This window comes from Draconibacterium sp. IB214405 (assembly GCF_033963885.1).
Lineage (GTDB): Bacteria > Bacteroidota > Bacteroidia > Bacteroidales > Prolixibacteraceae > Draconibacterium.
In genome coordinates, this window is sequence record NZ_JAXBMA010000002.1 from 132,532 (window position 1) to 150,078 (window position 17,547).

Here is a 17,547-nt window from a genome sequence, read left to right on the forward strand (position 1 = left end):
TTAATTCTTCTCTAGGAGAACTTTTCTTTAACTTCGTCTGAAAGGTCGTTTGGCGACTTCCGGTTTTTTTCAATGTATTCTGACGGAAGAAGCTGGTATTCCTGGGCAAAATATTTTGAGAAATAACGCGGATTATTAAACCCTACCTGGTAGGCCACTTCCGATACTGAAAGCTGACTCGTGGCTAACAAATGCGCAGCTCGCTTCAGACGGATGATCCGAATAAATTCAATAGGCGTTTTGTCGGTTAATGCCAGTAGCTTTTTGTACAGGCTTACACGGCTCATTCCCATTTCTGCGCCAAAATCTTCAACCGTAAATGAAGCTTCTCCAATGTTGTCTTCAACAATAAGCAAGGCCTTTTTAATGAACTTTTCATCCTCCGAATCAACTTCTATTTTTTCGGGATTGATACCGATCATCGACTGGTACGACAGACGTAATTGTTCGCGCGAACGCAACAGGTTTTCAATACGCGATTCCAGTACTTTAAAATCGAATGGTTTGGTAAGGTAGGCGTCAGCACCCGATTCATAACCTTCAATAACCGGGTTGGTTTCTGTTTTCGCAGTTAACAGTACCACCGGAATGTGTTTAGTTTTGCGGTTAGCCTTTATCTTTTTACAAAGTTCAACACCGTTCATTTCAGGCATCATAACATCGCTGACCACCAAATCGGGTAGGTCATTTTCAATACTATTCCAGCCCTGAGCTCCATTAGAGGCTTCAATAATATTGTAGTTCTCTTTCAGGTTTTCTTTCAGATAAAAACGCAAATCCGCATTGTCTTCAACGATGATCAACGTCTTTTTTCGAGCATCGAAAACCTGTGGTTCTACGGTTTGGATCTTTTCAGTTTTAATATTTTTCGGTGCTTTCTTTTCCAGTTTACTATTTGCCGCAATTTCTTCTTCGGTGAATAGCTGAACCGGAATTTCAACTGTAAATGTACTGCCTGCATTAAGTTCGCTAGTGACATTGACGGTGCCTCCCAACAGATTTACATATTCTTTCACCATCGACAAGCCAATTCCTGATCCCTGATTTACTTGTGATGTGGCAGCATCTGTTTGATAAAAGCGATCAAAAATTTGCTCCTGTTGTGCAGCCGGGATTCCAATGCCGGTATCGGAGACTTTTGTGCGCAAAACCGTTCTGTCGGCCAATGTTTCCAGTTCGGTTTCTATTGTTATTTCACCACCTTCGTTGGTAAATTTACAGGCATTCGAAAGCAGGTTTGTGAAAATCTTGTCGGTTTTGTCTTTGTCGAAAAATGTAGGCAGACTTTCGCAGCTACTGGTAAACAGGAAAGCGATGTTTTTACTTTCCATCAGGTCTTCAAACGAAGCTGCAATCTCTTTAATAAAGTCGATCAGTTCTCCCCAGTCTTTTTTTACTTCAATCTTTTGCAGTTCCATTTTCCGGAAATCGAGCAACTGGTTTACCATGGCCAGCAGTCTTCTTGCATTTCGCTGAATCAGTATCAGGTGTTTTTTGTCGTCTTCGTTTGTACAATTATCGGCTAATTGTTCAACCGGTGTTATTATCAACGACAGCGGCGTACGGAACTCATGACTGATATTGGTGAAAAACTTAGTTTTTAAAGCATCGATTTGTTGAATACGTTCGGCCTCGCGATGTTCCTGTTCTGCTTCAAATTTAAGGCGTTGACGTTCGGCCAGAATTCTTAAGGTAATAAACAGCAATGAAGCAACCAGAAGAACATATAGAGCGTAGGCATAGTTGCTCTTCCAGAATGGCGGAAGCACCTCGATTTGTAAAGGGGGATTCATCTCTATCCAGCTGCTGTTATCGTTGCTCACCCTGATCCGCAGTTGATATATACCCGCATTCAGGTTGGTAAAAGTAATCTCATTCAGGTTATTATTTATGGCTAACCATTCATCGTTAAAACCACTCAGTTGGTACTGGTATTTGTTTTTTTCGGGATGAAAATAGTTTAGGGCCGCAAATCCGATGGAGAAAACATTCTCTCTGTGTTTTAGCGTAATGTTGTTGCTGTATGTGATCGATTTATTCAGGATTACACGCTTGCGGAAAGGCGTATTTATTTTTACATCCTGGTTAAAAACTTTAAAGTTGGTGAGCACGATTTTGTCATTTGGAAGATGTACTGAAATGGCTTCCGGTTTAAATAAGTTAAAACCATTAGCGCCACCAAAAATCAATTCGCCCGATCGGGTTCGATAGGCTGCTTTCTGGTTGAATTCGTTTCCTTGCAGACCATCCTGCAAACCAAAGTTTTCGATGTTCAATTCCAGCTCGCTAATGGGTTGACCGTGCGAAAAATTCTTTACCTCAATCTTTGAGATACCGTTCAGCGTTGCTACCCAAAGGTTGCCGCTTTCATCCTCGAGAATGGTTTTTATGTTGGAATTTGCCAACCCATCGGCCTCTGTAAACACATGAAATGTTCCCTGATCTTTCGCTAAAACATTTAATCCCTGCGTGGTTGCCACCCAAATTAAACCACGTACATCTTCATGAATATCAAGGGTGTTTTTGTCGCTTAACGATCCTGAAGTATTTGGATTTGGGTCGTAATGCATAAACCGTTTGGAGTTGAGGTTTAATACATCCAGCCCGTCGGAAGTACCCATCCATAGATTGTGCTCACTGTCTTCGATAATTGACGTGATAAAATTTGAACCCACCGAATTGATATCGGACGATGTGTAGTGTATAAAATTTCCGGTTTTTCGATCGAGAAGGTTTAAGCCGCCATTTAAGGTACCGACCCAAAGATTTTGTTTTGAGTCTTCCAGAATTGACCAAACCCGGTTGTCTGACAGTGAGTTTATATCGTCAGGATTATGCTGGTAGTGTTTAAATATTTGCCCGTCAAAGCGATTCAAACCACCCTGATAAGTTCCAATCCACAGTATTCCTTTGCTGTCGATATGTAGTGAAACAATAATGTTTGCGCTGATTGAATTTGTTTTGTCAGGATTGTGTTTATAGGTGGTAAAAGTATTCTTCGCACGGTTAAAATAAATCAAACCACTGCCGTTTGTTCCGATCCACAGATTTCCTTTTATGTCTTCAACAAAACAGTTTACATCATTATACGGTAAACTGTTTGGTGATTCTGCCGAATACCTGAAATGATTAAATCGAATGAGATTTTTATGGTAGTAGCTGATTCCTTTTTTGTAGGTGCCAGCCCAAATTATATCGGCATTGTCGCGATACAAATATGTGATGCTGTTTTGCGCAATGCTGGTCGGGTTATCGGTTTTGTTTTGCAGCAGGGTAATGGTTTTGGCCGTTTTATCGAGGATGTTTATTCCTCCGTGGTCGGTGCCAATCCAAATCGCTCGGTTAGCATCTTCCACAACTGAGGTAACCATGTTGTTGGAAAGTTGAAAGGTGGCAGAAGACTCAGAAAAATTACTTATTTGTTTTGTGCTGTGATCGAAAAAGAAAACACCATAAGGCAATCCCGGTGAATAAATCCAGATGTCGTTTTCAGAATCGATGAACAACTGAAAGTTATTAAATTCATCTACCACCTGGTCTCCCAGAAAATAGCTTGCTATTGTTTCTTTTGTTACCGGATCGATCTGTATTAACTCTCCTGCATTTGAAACCGCCCAAAGCATTTGATGGGCATCTTCGGTAACAAAGCTGAGGTAATTATTATAGATTTTGCTTTTAACTTTTGGTACAAACTGAATGGAATCAACCGTTTTGTCGGCGTGGTTAAACTTATACAAACCGTAGTTCGAATTTACTAGCCAGGTGTTGTTTTTGCTGTCGGTAAAAAGCGATTGTAATCCGGCTGTTGGAATTGCTGAGTCAAGATAATTATTGCCCGCGTCGGAAAAGCTTTCGAGAACGGGATCATAAATGGAAAATGCCTGGTAAGAACGAATCCACAAGCGGCCATCTTTGTCTTCAAAAAGATATTCAATCGAGTTAAAAGGAATCGAGGTGGAGTCGTTAATGTCGTGGATGAACGTTTTAAAACCTGTCCCATCGTAGCGGTTTAGCCCCTGAGCAGTTCCAAACCACATAAAACCCTGCCGGTCTTTTAAAACTGTTTTTATTTCGTTGTTCGACAGCCCGTTGTTAATGTCGATGTGCATGAACTTGTAGGGCTCGTTTCCGGGAACAGTAACAGCCTGAGCCTGCTTATTAAACAGTACAAAGCTTGTAATGAGCAAGAATAAAAAAAGGCGTTTTAGTGTAAACAAGTTCATTTCGGTAACTAAAGTGCAAACAACTTCATCGATTTCTGAGTTTGCGCTAAAGTAAGCATAAAAATAAAAACGGGAAACTGAATAAAAATTCTGTTTCCCGTTATTCAAATCAACTAAACTTGTTTATAATGCTACCACGACTTCTTCGCCCTGGTAGTGAACCGTCCTAACGTCTTTTGCTTTACCAAGCATAGCAACCGGTTTGTCGCTCGATACCTTGATAATATTGAAAACCCTGTCTTTAACCATTTCAGGATATTCGCCTGTGCACGCTCCAATAACTAAACTGTTATCTTTTTCAGAGTAAGTGAATTCGATAGTACTGAATTCACCACCTTCGTAAGCGTATGTTGTGCCTTCGTCTTCGTACAATTTAAACGAAGCATCTTTTCCTGCATACACGTAAATATCAATAGGAGCATCTTTTTTCTCGTCGGTGTACTGAATTTCAGGACCAACAGGAATAATAGAACCTTCTTTTACAAAAAGTGGCATTCTTTCGTATGGCGCTTCAACACTCAATTTCTGACCTCCGGCCAGGTATTCGCCGGTGTATAAATTATACCAACCTGTGTTGTTCGGGAAATATACATCGCGTTTTGTGGCTTTGTATTCGTAAACCGGGCAAACCAGCAACGACTGGCCAAACATAAACTGATCGCCAATATTGTACACTCGGTGATCGTCGGCAAAATCCATCGCCAATCCACGCATAATCGTGTAATCGTCGTGGTAAACAGCACCGGTTATACTATAAATATATGGCATTAGGCGATAACGCAATTTGTTGTAGTACAACATCGATTTGTAAGCCGGATGACTTTCAGGAGCGATGTTGTAGATTTCGCGATACGGATACTGACCGTGAACGCGGAACAGCGGCGCAAATGCACCAAACTGGTACCAGCGGGTATTTAGCTCGCGCCATTCTTTCATGGCTTCGCTGCCTTCGGTGGCGCGTTCAAATTTCTTTTGAACACAGAAACCTCCAATATCCATTGTCCAGTAGGGGAGTCCCGACATCGAGAAGTTGATACCTGCAGAAATCTGAGCTTTCATATCTTCCCAGGTTGTACCAATATCGCCACTCCAGGTAGTTGTTCCGTAGCGTTGCATTCCGGCAAAACCCGAGCGTGTTAAAATAAATACACGGTCTTTAGGATTTTCATCACGCTGACCTTCGTAAATACCTTTGGCATTCATCAATGCAAATGCGTTGAAGTATTGCGTTGATGGTCCCAATGCTGTTGGATTCATCAGCTCTTTACGGTAATCCATGCTGGCGTTTGAGAGGATGTCCGGTTCTGTTGCATCAAGCCACCACGAATCGATACCCAATGAGTATAAATGCTCGTTAATCTGATCCCAGAAAAGTTTTCTGGCACCTTCGCTGTATGCATCGTAAAACGAACCAATGTAACCTGGGTAAATCCAGTCGCGGATACTGTCGTTAATGGCTTGTTTATACATCCAGCCGTTTTGGTCGAATTCGTCGTAATGTTCGGTTCCCAAATAAAATTTAGGCCACACAGAAATCAATAAACGTGCATTGTTATCGTGAACCATGTCTACCATTCCTTTTGGATCAGGGAAACGTGCTTTATCAAACTCCTGGCTTCCCCACTGTTCAACTTCCCAGTATGACCAGTCCTGAACAATATTGTCGATAGGAATTTCTCTTTTTCTGAATTCTTTCAGCGTACTTTCCAGCTCTTCCTGAGTTTTGTAACGCTCACGACTTTGCCAGAAACCCATCGACCATTTTGGCATTACCTGGGCTTTTCCGGTAACTGTGCGGTAACGGCTGATCACGTCGTCCATGCTGTTTCCTTTCATGAAGTAGTAATCGATCTGATCGCCCATTTCAGAATAGAACGAGATGTCGTCCTGCAATTCAGGAGCAACCGGCGACAATGCTTTTAAACCGATATACGAAACACCTCCATCCGGAATCCAGTCCAGTTTTATGTGGTATTTTTCACCGGCTTTCATGTCGTACTGAAATTTCGCAACCGATGGATTCCAGGCTGTCCGCCATTTGTCGGCCATTAATTCGCCATTTACCCAAATTTTGGTGTAACCGGCATAATACAACAGGAAGTGGAAGATTCCACTTTCTTCCGGCTGAATGTCACCTTCCCAAACAATACGGGCCTGGTTAAAATTAAAGTCGGCCGGAAAGTTCTCAATGGTTTCCAGGTTTTCGTAATCGATGGTTGATTCAATACGACTGGTAAAAACGTGATCGTTCTGGTTATTATCGATGTAAGTAGCTGTTAAACCACCTTCGTTTCCTTCGGCGTCAAATAGTTTGAATTGATCGATCTGACCATAAGGACGAGGATCGCCAAAACGTGTTAGCGAATAATTGTCCCAAAGGATTCCGTAGTTTTTTGTAGATACAATAAATGGTATCGAAACTTTGGTGTTGTACTGAAAGAGCTCTTCGTTTTTTCCTTTGTAGTTCATTTCGTCAGCCTGGTGCTGTCCCAGCCCATATATAGCTTCGTTGTCTGAAGATTCAAATACCTGACGTGTTGTATAAGCACTCACACCATCCACTTCGATTGGAGCAAACGATTTACCGCCATTTTCTTTTTCCTGAAGAATTACATTTCCATTTTCATCTAAAAACTGGACTTCACCGGTTAAGGTAGAAACTTCAACTTTGGTTTTTGCAGTAGATACGATCAGCTTATCTCCATCTTCTTTAACCTGAAACGAAACTGTCTCTTTCTGTGGAACGGTGATCAGACTTTCGCTGGTACTAAACGATTTGCTTGCACTGGCTGAAACCCGTATGATTTCGTCGTGTACAGGTGTGATTTTAATTGCTTTAACTTCCTGGTCACCCGTTTGCTGCGGGTAAACGATAACGGCATCCTGGGTTTGTTCCCAGTTCTTTTGCGAACAGGAAACGGCCAAAATACCGATCAACATAAATAAAAATAATTGCTTCATTTTGTATAGATATTTGTTTTGTATTCAAGTTATGGATTATTGTGCAGATTTAACGAGTATATCAACCACTTCGGGAAATGCCTGGCTGCCATCATTACGGTTAAAAATGCCTGTTCCGTTGTTTCCGGTGTAGCCACTGTCCCAGTAAAATGGAATCATTCCATTGGCTTTAGCGGCTTTTGTTACATATCCTAAATAATCGAGTCTCGATTGTTTATGTTCTTCCAAACCTGCAGTTAAATCGGAACGTAATATTGCACCAAATTCACCTAAAATTACAGGAATGTTCTGATCGTTGTAGCTGCTTTTCATTTTGGCAAAAGTTGCATCAACCCAATCTTCCTGTCCCCAGCTGGAAACATCGCTGCCGGCAAAATTTTGTCCCCACTGTGTTGTGTATCCATCTCCTTCCTGCAGTGTAAAATCGTACGGATCGTAATAGTGTACTTCTACAAACAGTTTATCGGCTATCTCATCCTCCGGCATAATAAGGAAATCGACACAGTGCTGAATATTTGTGTTAAAAGCCTGGATAACAAGATGACGATATGCGTTTCTTCCTCCGGTTGCCCGAACGGTATTTACAAATGTCTGGTTAAACGAGTTTTGAACTTCAACATTCGCGGCACTTGGTGTTCCGTAGTCGTTCTCAACATGCACTTCGTTGGTACCTGCAAATAACAGCCTGTCGTCGTAATCACGAAAATGAATAGCTATCTGTTTCCACAGGGCAGCTAATTTCGTGTTTATAGCTTCTTTATGTGCATTGTCGGGATGATCCATCCAACCGCCATCCCAGTGGATGTTCATAATAACATACATATCGGCGGTTAAAGCGTAGTTAACCACTTCTTCAACCCGTTCTTTCCACGAATCACTAATACGGTATGTGCTTTCGTCTTCAATTTTATGCGACCACGAAACCGGGATACGAATGGCGTTAAAACCTGCCTCTTTCACCGAGTCGATAAGTGTTTGTGTAACCACCGGATTTCCCCACGAAGTTTCGCTACCTGATAATTGTCCGTTAGTAATAATTAGCGATTCAAGCGTATTGCCGAGGTTCCACCCAGCTACCATTTCCTGCGACAGGTCGAATGCGGTAATGTTGCGCATGTCGGTATTATCCGGTTCAATATAATCAGCGTATTTCGGGTCGGTTTCGTATGCTTCTTGTGTTACAGAAACAAAAACATCGTCGGCATCGTTTGCCGAAATCGTAATTAATGCTTCGCGTTTAGAGGTCGTGTAACTTGCATCTGCTGTAATAGTTACTGAAGCGTTGGCTTTTGAAGATGTGATAGACGGCGTACACCAGGTTTCAGAAGAGGAAACACTCCATACAGTGTTACTGGTAACCGAGATGGTTTTTGTACCTCCGGCAGCTTCAAATAATAAAGTTGCGGGTTGTGCTGCCAATGTTGTAACTGTTGGTTCCGGTTCTTCACCACCGGGTTCTGAACAGTTATACAAAAACACTAAACTCAGAATGAAAAGTACGTATCTCAGGTTTGATTTCATAGTCAATTTTAAAGTGGATTTAAGCTTCAGGCAGGCCCGTATTAACCTGCCCGAAGGAACTTAAATCCGTAGAAAACATCTAACTAACTAACTTTCTTTTTTTTGACCTAACTAAACTATTGTTATCTGGAAATGATAGGAGTGATTCTTGATTAATACAAGTTCCTATATCATTTGATACAGTTTATTGGTTTAGCAACACTTTCGTTTGCCAGGATAAAATTATGGCGATTTGCTGAAAAACTGAGGAGGTTTTGTTTCGCTTTAGGGCCTACTTTGTTAAAGATGTTGTATAAAATGTTAAAAGCAGGTGTATAAAATGTTAATTCCATATTTTTATGTGATTCTTATTTGATTTATCTTCTTGTAAGTAATATTAAATCAGTTAGTTGTAGGAGTGGTGGAGTTGAGGGGGTAAGAGCCAGGTTTGAACCCTGTTTTTGGGTAATGTAACAACATTTTATCAAAAAAATCGGCAAAAATATGCCAATAGGGGAGAAGAAAATTGCTCTCAATGTGTCTTGGTAACACAAAAATTTTATATTTGTATTGAACTACTCATCTATCTAAACTGAATATGAACGCATCCGACGATCATGTAATAGAATTGGTGAACCTCAAAAGAAAGGACGGATACAAATATTTATACGATTACTTCTTTCCATCGTTGTGCCGTTTTTCCTATCGTATTACCAATTGTTTGTCGGAGTCAGAAGATATCATCCAGGAATTATTTGTGAAGCTTTGGAATAGCGATGTAAAATTTAATTCGAAAAGTGCGCTTATTTCTTATTTGTATCTATCGGCCAAAAATGCCAGTTTAAATGCATTGCGTAACTCCGGTAGAAAAAGGACCGCTGATGGTGTTGAACTGAGTTTACTTGAAAAGGTTGAAAACGGAGATCCTTCCATTCAGCAAATAATGATTGAAGAAGAGGTGCATCGTCAGATTTATAATGCTATTTATGAATTGTCGCCTGAGCGCAGAAAAATAATTTTATTGAGCATGCAGGGATTTACTAATTCGGAAATCGCAAAAATTGCTGGGATTTCAATTAATACTGTAAAGTCTTTAAAACTAAGGTCGTACGGAATATTGCGAACCAGCCTTCGCCCGGCATTTTATACTCTTTTATTCTAATTTCTGAAAAAACATTGTTTTTCCGTCACCCGCTTTCCTACACTTTGGTGTTATACAAATAACAGCTTGCATAAAAGCAAGTAACTAACTACACTAATCTAATTGAGCTGGGAATGAATACGTTCGAGCAGGGTCATATTATTGCCGAGATTATTCTTGCAGAGAAGGAGCGGCCACTAACTGAAAAGGAACAAGAGCAGTTAGAGGATTGGTTCGCGCAGGATTCCCAAAATTTCTTCCTTTACGAAAAACTTAAATACGACGACAACCTCACTTCCAGTTTAAAAGAACTTGGAAAACTTGATACAGCAAAAGCGTACTCTGCTTTTGAAAAGCGCATCACCCCAACTAAAACGATAAAATTATCGCATGTTATAATGCGTGTAGCAGCTGTTTTAGTAATTCTAGTGGGTTCCTATTATTTATTTCAATACAATTTCTCTTCCCCGCAGGAAGACATCAGTCATCAGGTTGCCATTAAACCCGGAACAAGCAAAGCAATTTTAAAACTTGCCGATGGAACCGTTGTAAGCCTGGAGAATAAAAAAACAGAGATCAAGGAGTTGGATGGAACAACTATTTCTTCGGATACGAATAAGGTTGTATATACGCCAAGCGAAAAACGTGTAAGCGAGCGAAAGCTACAGTACAACACAATTGAAATTCCAAGAGGTGGGGAATATCAGCTAACGCTTTCTGACGGAACACATGTTTGGCTAAATTCAGAAACTACCATAAAATACCCGGTTGTTTTCGCCAAAAACAAAAGAGAAGTATTTATCAATGGAGAAGCGTTTTTTGACGTGGCTCATAATGAAGAGGTTCCGTTTATAGTGTCAACGAACAAAATGAAGGTGAATGTTCTTGGAACTGCATTCAACATTAGAGCATTTGATAACGAAAATGAAGCCGCCACAACATTGGTAAGAGGAAAAGTAAACGTAACAAGCACACAGACAGCACAGACTTTTTTGCTTAAACCAAGCGAGCAATTTCTAACAGGTGAAGGAAACTCATCAGTTAGAAAGGTTGACGTAAATCATTATATCGCCTGGAAAGAAGGAAGGATATTTTTTGAGGACAATACGCTCGACGAGATCTTTTCCGATATAGCCAGGTGGTATAATATTGATGTGAAGTACCAAAATGATGCACTAAAGAACTTGCGTTTTTCTGTAGACGTAAAACGTTACGATGAGATTTCGAAAATTACCGAAATAATTGAATTAACTAAAAAAGTAAAATTTGAACTAAACAATGAAACCATAAACATTTTAGAACTTGATTAAATGAAACGGGAAATACGCCAATATTTCCCGTTGTAATAGTTGACCATTTCTGTGACCGCAGAAATGAAATTAATAAACTAAAACAGTGTAAACTTATGAAAAAAAGTAACGTAACTGAAATTTTTCGGTACCGCGAAAAATTTCGAAAACTATTTTTAATTATGCGACTAACCTTGGTGTTAATATGTTGTATGATTCTACAGGCAACAGCGAGTTCTTATTCGCAGACTACTCGCCTTAATGTAAACATCGAAAATGGCACATTACAGGATCTTTTCAAAAACATTAAGGAGCAAAGCGAATTCACCTTTGTATACAATGTAGATGACATTGAAAAACTTGACAATATAAGTTGTAGTTTTTCTGAAACTACGGTTGAAGGAATTCTGAACGAATGTCTGGAAGGAACAAACATGACTTATGAAGTCCGGGATAAAGTAATCATTATTGTTCCGGCAGAAATAGAAAAAGCAGAACCCACAAAGCTTGATGAACCTATACCGCAAAAAAAGCAGATAAGGGGAACTGTAACCGATGAAACCGGTGAGGCATTACCCGGTGTTTCGGTGGTGGTAAAAGGTACTACTGTTGGTATAATTACCGATTTGAACGGTAATTATTTACTTGAAGTAGATGATGACGCCGAGATATTACAGTTCTCGTTTGTTGGAATGAAATTACAGGAAATTCCTATTGGCGATAAAACGGAAATAAGTGTAGTGTTGGAAGTAGAAACAGTGGGACTCGAAGAAGTTGTAGCGGTTGGTTATGGTGTTCAGAAAAAGAGCGTTGTAACCGGATCTATTTCCAGTGTTAAAACAGAAGATCTGCAAAATCAATCCATTGCAAGGGCGGAACAGGCACTTCAAGGAAGAACTTCAGGTGTTCAGGTAATTCAAAATTCAGGAGCACCAGGGGCTGCAATGAATATTCGAATCAGGGGATATGGTTCTAACCGTTCATCGGAACCAATTTACATTGTAAACGGTACAAAAGTTCCGGATTTAAGTACTATTGACCCAAATGATATTGAAAATATTGAGGTGTTGAAAGATGCTGCATCAGCTGCAATTTATGGTGCCGAGGGTGCTAACGGTGTTGTTCTGGTTACCACGAAATCAGGTAAAGCCGGAAGAGGCCGCGTTATGTACGAATTTCAACACAGTATTCAAACACAAGCCCGTAAGGTGGATGTGTTAAATGCTGCTGATTACAAAACTTACATGACCGAAGCAGGTACATTGCCGGAATCGGCTTTGAGTGATCCTTATGATACCGATTGGCAGGGTGAAATTTTTGAAGCATCGCCAACCGAAAAACATTATTTGTCGTTTACGGGTGGTAGCGACAGAGGTTCGTTTATGCTTTCAGCTTCTTATCTCGATCAGGATGGAGTTGTTGTTGGCGATAAAGACAATTATAAACGTTATACCTTTACTTTCAATTCCGACTACAAAGTAAAAGACTGGTTAAAAGTAGGGCACAATGTTACTTTCTCAAAAACAAGTCTAAAATCGGTTGCTGAAAACAGTGAGTATGTTTCGGTTATCACCAGTGCAATGATGCTCGATCCGTTAACTCCGGTTTCTTATAAGAGTGAAAGTGAAATTCCTTCGGTTGTACAGGATGGTATTGATAATGGATACAACTTCCTAAAAGATCCTGACGGAAATATTTACGGTGTTTCTCAGTATGTTACCAGTACTGCAAACCCATTTGTTACAAGAGATGCAACTTATCCTTTAACCGAAAGGAACAATTTATTCGGAAACGTATTTGTTGAGTTCTCACCAATTGAAGGTTTAAGTATCACCAGCAGATTTGGTGGAAATGTTTCAGGCGTGCGTTCGCATAACTATAATCCTGTTTATTACTACGATGCGCAAACCAACAATTTGCAGTCAAGCGTAAGCGAGGCCACTTATATGACAACTTACTGGCAGTGGGAAAATTTTGCAATCTACAACAAGCGAATAGATAAGCACAATATGACTTTCCTTGCCGGTATGTCATCAGACCAACGCAGGTTGAATACCTTGAGCGCAAGCGGAAGTCCGCTAACTCAGGACAGCCCGTTGTACGACGATCTTCAATTCCTTGCTGCCGACCCATCAGACGATGTTAGCAGTTCAAGAACACTTACACGCAAGGTATCGTACTTTGGTCGTGTAAATTACGAGTTCGATAATAAATATTTATTCCAGGCAAGTTTACGTAGAGACGGTGCCGGTTCTGATATTCTTCCAGTAGATACACGATGGGGTATTTTCCCGGCGGTATCAGCAGGTTGGGTTATCTCAAATGAGAATTTCTTCCCTGAAGGAACACCAATCAGTTTTGTTAAAATTCGTGGTAGCTGGGGACAGAACGGTAGCTTGTCGAACCTTGGTGGTTACCAGTACGGAGCGCCTCTATCCACTACCGGAGCATATCCTTATTGGGTGAGTACTGAATCATCAAGCATGGGAACAGCAACAGCTCCTGCAAACCTGAGTAACCTGAATTTACAGTGGGAAACCAGTGAGCAAACCGATATTGGTTTGGAAATTCGTGCAGCACAAGATCGTATTTCTTTCTCTGCCGATTATTACATCAAAAAAACCAAAGACCTGTTAACAACCGGTACGCCTCCGCTTATTGCCGGAAACGATGCAACAACAGTTAACGCCGGTAACGTTGAAAACCGCGGTTTTGAGTTCGATTTAAGTTACCGGAACAGTTTAGGCGATTTTAACTACAATATCAGCGGTAACCTGTCGACACTTCATAACGAAGTAACCTACATGAACCCGAACCAACCTTATTTAACAGGTGCTTCAATTAACCTTGAAACAGCTACCCGTTTTGATGTGGGTAATCCAATTTGGTACTTCTATGGTTATAAAACCAACGGAATCGATCCTGAAACAGGAAATCCATTGTACATCAACAAAGACGGCGAAACAGTTAAAACTGTAAGTTCTGAGGATAAAACATACATCGGTAGTGGTATTCCTAAAGTAATGTATGGTTTAAACCTGGATCTGTCGTACAAAGGATTTGATTTTAAAGCCTTCCTGCAAGGAGCATCAGGTCATGATGTAATGTTAGGTATGGTTAGAACCGACCGCCTGAACTTTAATAAACTTCAGGTTTATTTCGACGATCGCTGGACACCAAGTAACACTGATGCAACAATGCCGGGTGCTGCAACCGAATCGAATGCATGGCATAGCGATTTGATGGTATTTGGAGGAAATTATCTGAAAATAAAACAAGTACAACTCGGATATACACTTCCTAAAAGCCTTGTTAGTAAAGCATTTATTAACAGCTTAAGGTTGTATGTGTCTGTTGAGAATCTACACACTTTTACGAACTATCCGGGAGTAGATCCTGAGGTAGGTGCATCAACCGTAAATAGTCTTGGTATCGACAGGGGAATGTACCCATTCACCAGAACCTATTTATTCGGTGCAAATATTACATTTTAATCATTCTAAAATTTATGCAAATGAAAACTATGATATATAAATTTTCGAAGATCTTCATTGTACTTGTTCTGTTGTCTTTTGGATGTTCAGAAGATTTTCTGGAATACGAGCAAAGAGGAGTTCAAACAGTAGAATCATTTTACCAGACCGACGATCAGGTTTTTGAAGCACTGATGGCTGTTTTCGACGAATGGCAAGGAGGATCTGGATGGTCATATATGTATATGCTGAACGGTTTATCAGATGAATCATATGCCGGTGGTGGTGCCCGTGGTGATAACGGGGGTACTCTGGAAGAAATTAATGAGTATCGATTTTCACCAACAACTTCTGCTATCAGAAGCTTTTATTCATGGATGTACAATTGTATAAATCGTGCAAACCTGGTAATTGACAATACCGAGCCTGATACCGATAATAAAACAATGTTTATTGGTATGGCTAAAGCATTACGTGGTTATGCCTACTTTTATTTAACCAATTTGTGGGGAGAAGTTCCGCTGGTTTTACATGATCTAAATCCGGATGAATACAATCAGCCACGTACGCCAATGGCAGAAATTAATGCCCAAATTGAAGCTGACTTTACTGAAGCTATTGCTGCGTTACCAGTAAGAAGTGCAATGCCTGCTACCTATCAGCAGTTGTTAAGCAAAGGATCTGTTCAGGCTATGTTGGGGAAACATTATTTGTTTACGGAAGATTTTGATAAAGCAGCATCTACATTCCAAAAAGTTATCGATTCCGGGGAATATGATCTTTACCCTGATTACGCAAAAATTTTACGGAAGGACGCAGAACATGGTGTTGAATCAGTTTTTGAATTAAACTATACATCAACATTAGGTTATGCCAGCATTTTTGGTGGCGAAAGTGGTCTTTCAGGTTGGGTAGTAATGAATGGTCCTCGTCCGGAATATCTACCGGCAATGACCTTCTTTATGCTCGATCTTTTCCCTTTCTCTTGGGGATTTATCAATCCACATAAAGAAATGTACGATGCATATGTTGAAGCTGGCGACGATATACGCCGGGCAGCATCAGTTATTGGTCCGGATGAGCTGGCAATGCTAGGAGCATCCTATCAAACACCTGCAGGTTATGTACCTTACGGTTCTGATGGTTACCTCGATATGAAATACCTGGGTTACTTGTCAGAAGGTGGTGGTGCCGATGCATGGTCACAATTTTCAAACGTTGGAACCAATGTACGTATGATTCGTTATGCCGACGTGCTGTTAATGGCTGCAGAAGCTTATAACCGTAAGAGCGGTGCTGACGATGAAAAAGCCAGAACTTATGTGAATATGGTAAGAGACAGAGTAAGTCTTGATCCTGTTACCACAGGAGGTACTGCTCTTTTCGCCGATATTAAAACCGAAAGAAAGCTTGAGTTATCTTTTGAAATGGTTCGTTACATGGATCTTCAGCGTTGGGGAGATGCTTATGAAGCGCTTAAAGATCAAGGTAAACAAGTTCCGAATGGTTCGGGAGGTTATTACGAGCCACAAGGTGCCGGTTATGAACAAGGTAAAAACGAATTGTTACCTATTCCTGAATACGAAATGACCGTGAATACGGCTTTGGAAGGAGCCCAAAATCCGGGATACTAAAAATTTGAATAGGAAGGATTGGTCCGGAAAAGCAATTTTAGCTTTAAGATGGATCAATCCTTTTTTTCTTAAACAAAAGCCCAATACAGCGTAAGTCGTTTTGTTCTAATCCTTTGTTTCTATTTAAGCCTGGCAATGAATTTCTGATCTAAATCAGAAAATTTCCACAATACGAAAAAACTCCGTTTTTTTTGAATATTTTTCAATGTGTCACTTAAACATATTGGCATATTTGTAGTCAAAGGCCCGTTCTAAATATCAACTAAAAGAAAAAAGGACGATTTTAAAATTAACTAAAACCAGATTATGAAAAAACGAATTTTTCTGCTTACCATGTTACTCTCTTCCGCAAGAGCATCATTGTTTGTAAATTCAGTCCAGTTTGGAAGACTTCAAAATTTATCGATCAATAACAATATTTAACTGATTAACAGTTAATAAACACCTTAAATAAATCAAATGAAGATCTCATTAAAACTGTTTCCTCTTGTTGTGTTTAGTTTGATTGTGTCGTCGCTGGCGGCTCAAATGCCGGGTGCGGGAAGAGTGGAATATAAAACCATGCCATCTGAAATTTTAAACGAAGATCGGGAGTACTCCATATACTTACCTGCCGGTTACGATCAGAATACGGACAAATCGTATCCAATCTTGTATCTGCTGCATGGCGGTGGCGGGAGTCATAAAGACTGGCCGGGAAGAGGACATGTTGGAGATGTTGCAAATCAATTGATTGCATCGAATGAAGCGGCAGAAATGATCATTGTTTGTCCGGAAGCAGGAAAGACTTTTATGAATTATTTCAACAATCCCGAGTGGCGTTATCAGGATTACTTTTTCGAAGAAATGATTCCTTACATCGAATCGAATTACCGCGTTATTGCCGATAAGAAACACCGTGCAATTGCAGGCTTGTCGATGGGAGGTGGCGGAACTGTTGTTTATGCTACAAGTCATCCTGAGTTATTTTGTGCAGCCTACGAAATGAGCGGTTATTTGTATGCGATGGATTTGCCTTTTATCGATCCAAACGATCCGGTAATGCAAAAAATGCAAAAGCTGGTTAACGACAATAATTGTGTGGAGATTATAAAAAATGCAGATGCCTCAAAAGTAGAGGCTTTAAAAACGCTTAGCTGGTTTGTCGACTGTGGCGACGACGATTTTACCTTCGATTTGAATATGGAATTTATTGCTGCCATGCGCGAAAAACAAATTCCTTACCAGTTACGTGTCCGCGATGGTGGCCACACATGGGAATACTGGCACTCGGCATTGTATATCGCTCTTCCGTTTATAAGCGATTGTTATCGGGATAAGTAATAA

8 protein-coding genes are annotated in these 17,547 nt (G+C 40.4%); 5 read left to right on the forward strand and 3 right to left on the reverse strand.

The genetic code is table 11. From position 1 onward, the window contains the following. Positions 1 to 11: 11 nt before the first annotated feature. The 3 genes from SLH46_RS07050 to SLH46_RS07060 form a co-directional block, all read right to left on the reverse strand. Positions 12 to 4,187, reverse strand: coding sequence for a hybrid sensor histidine kinase/response regulator transcription factor (locus SLH46_RS07050; RefSeq protein WP_320280464.1), 4,176 nt, complete (start codon positions 4,185 to 4,187; stop codon positions 12 to 14). Positions 4,188 to 4,346: 159 nt separating this feature from the next. After that, positions 4,347 to 7,184, reverse strand: coding sequence for a TIM-barrel domain-containing protein (locus SLH46_RS07055; protein ID WP_320280465.1), 2,838 nt, complete (start codon positions 7,182 to 7,184; stop codon positions 4,347 to 4,349). Positions 7,185 to 7,220: 36 nt separating this feature from the next. Then, positions 7,221 to 8,705, reverse strand: a complete 1,485-nt coding sequence (locus SLH46_RS07060; protein ID WP_320280466.1) for a cellulase family glycosylhydrolase — start codon at positions 8,703 to 8,705, stop codon at positions 7,221 to 7,223. Between the two features lie 577 nt (positions 8,706 to 9,282). Between SLH46_RS07060 and SLH46_RS07065 the strand changes: the two genes are divergently transcribed. From SLH46_RS07065 to SLH46_RS07085, 5 genes are all read left to right on the forward strand, one after another. Continuing rightward, the gene (locus SLH46_RS07065) at positions 9,283 to 9,846 is read left to right on the forward strand and encodes an RNA polymerase sigma factor (RefSeq protein ID WP_320280467.1); all 564 of its coding nucleotides are present in this window, start codon (positions 9,283 to 9,285) and stop codon (positions 9,844 to 9,846) included. A 113-nt stretch (positions 9,847 to 9,959) separates the two neighbouring features. After that, positions 9,960 to 11,135 (forward strand): FecR family protein, encoded by a 1,176-nt coding sequence (locus SLH46_RS07070; protein WP_320280468.1) that lies wholly within the window; start codon positions 9,960 to 9,962, stop codon positions 11,133 to 11,135. A 95-nt stretch (positions 11,136 to 11,230) separates the two neighbouring features. Beyond that, positions 11,231 to 14,608, forward strand: a complete 3,378-nt coding sequence (locus SLH46_RS07075; protein ID WP_320280469.1) for a TonB-dependent receptor — start codon at positions 11,231 to 11,233, stop codon at positions 14,606 to 14,608. A gap of 20 nt (positions 14,609 to 14,628) precedes the next feature. Further along, the gene (locus SLH46_RS07080) at positions 14,629 to 16,221 is read left to right on the forward strand and encodes a RagB/SusD family nutrient uptake outer membrane protein (RefSeq protein WP_320280470.1); all 1,593 of its coding nucleotides are present in this window, start codon (positions 14,629 to 14,631) and stop codon (positions 16,219 to 16,221) included. 459 nt (positions 16,222 to 16,680) lie between these two features. Further along, complete coding sequence (locus SLH46_RS07085; protein ID WP_320280471.1) at positions 16,681 to 17,544, forward strand: alpha/beta hydrolase; 864 nt, start codon at positions 16,681 to 16,683, stop codon at positions 17,542 to 17,544. The last annotated feature ends 3 nt before the right edge of the window (positions 17,545 to 17,547 follow it).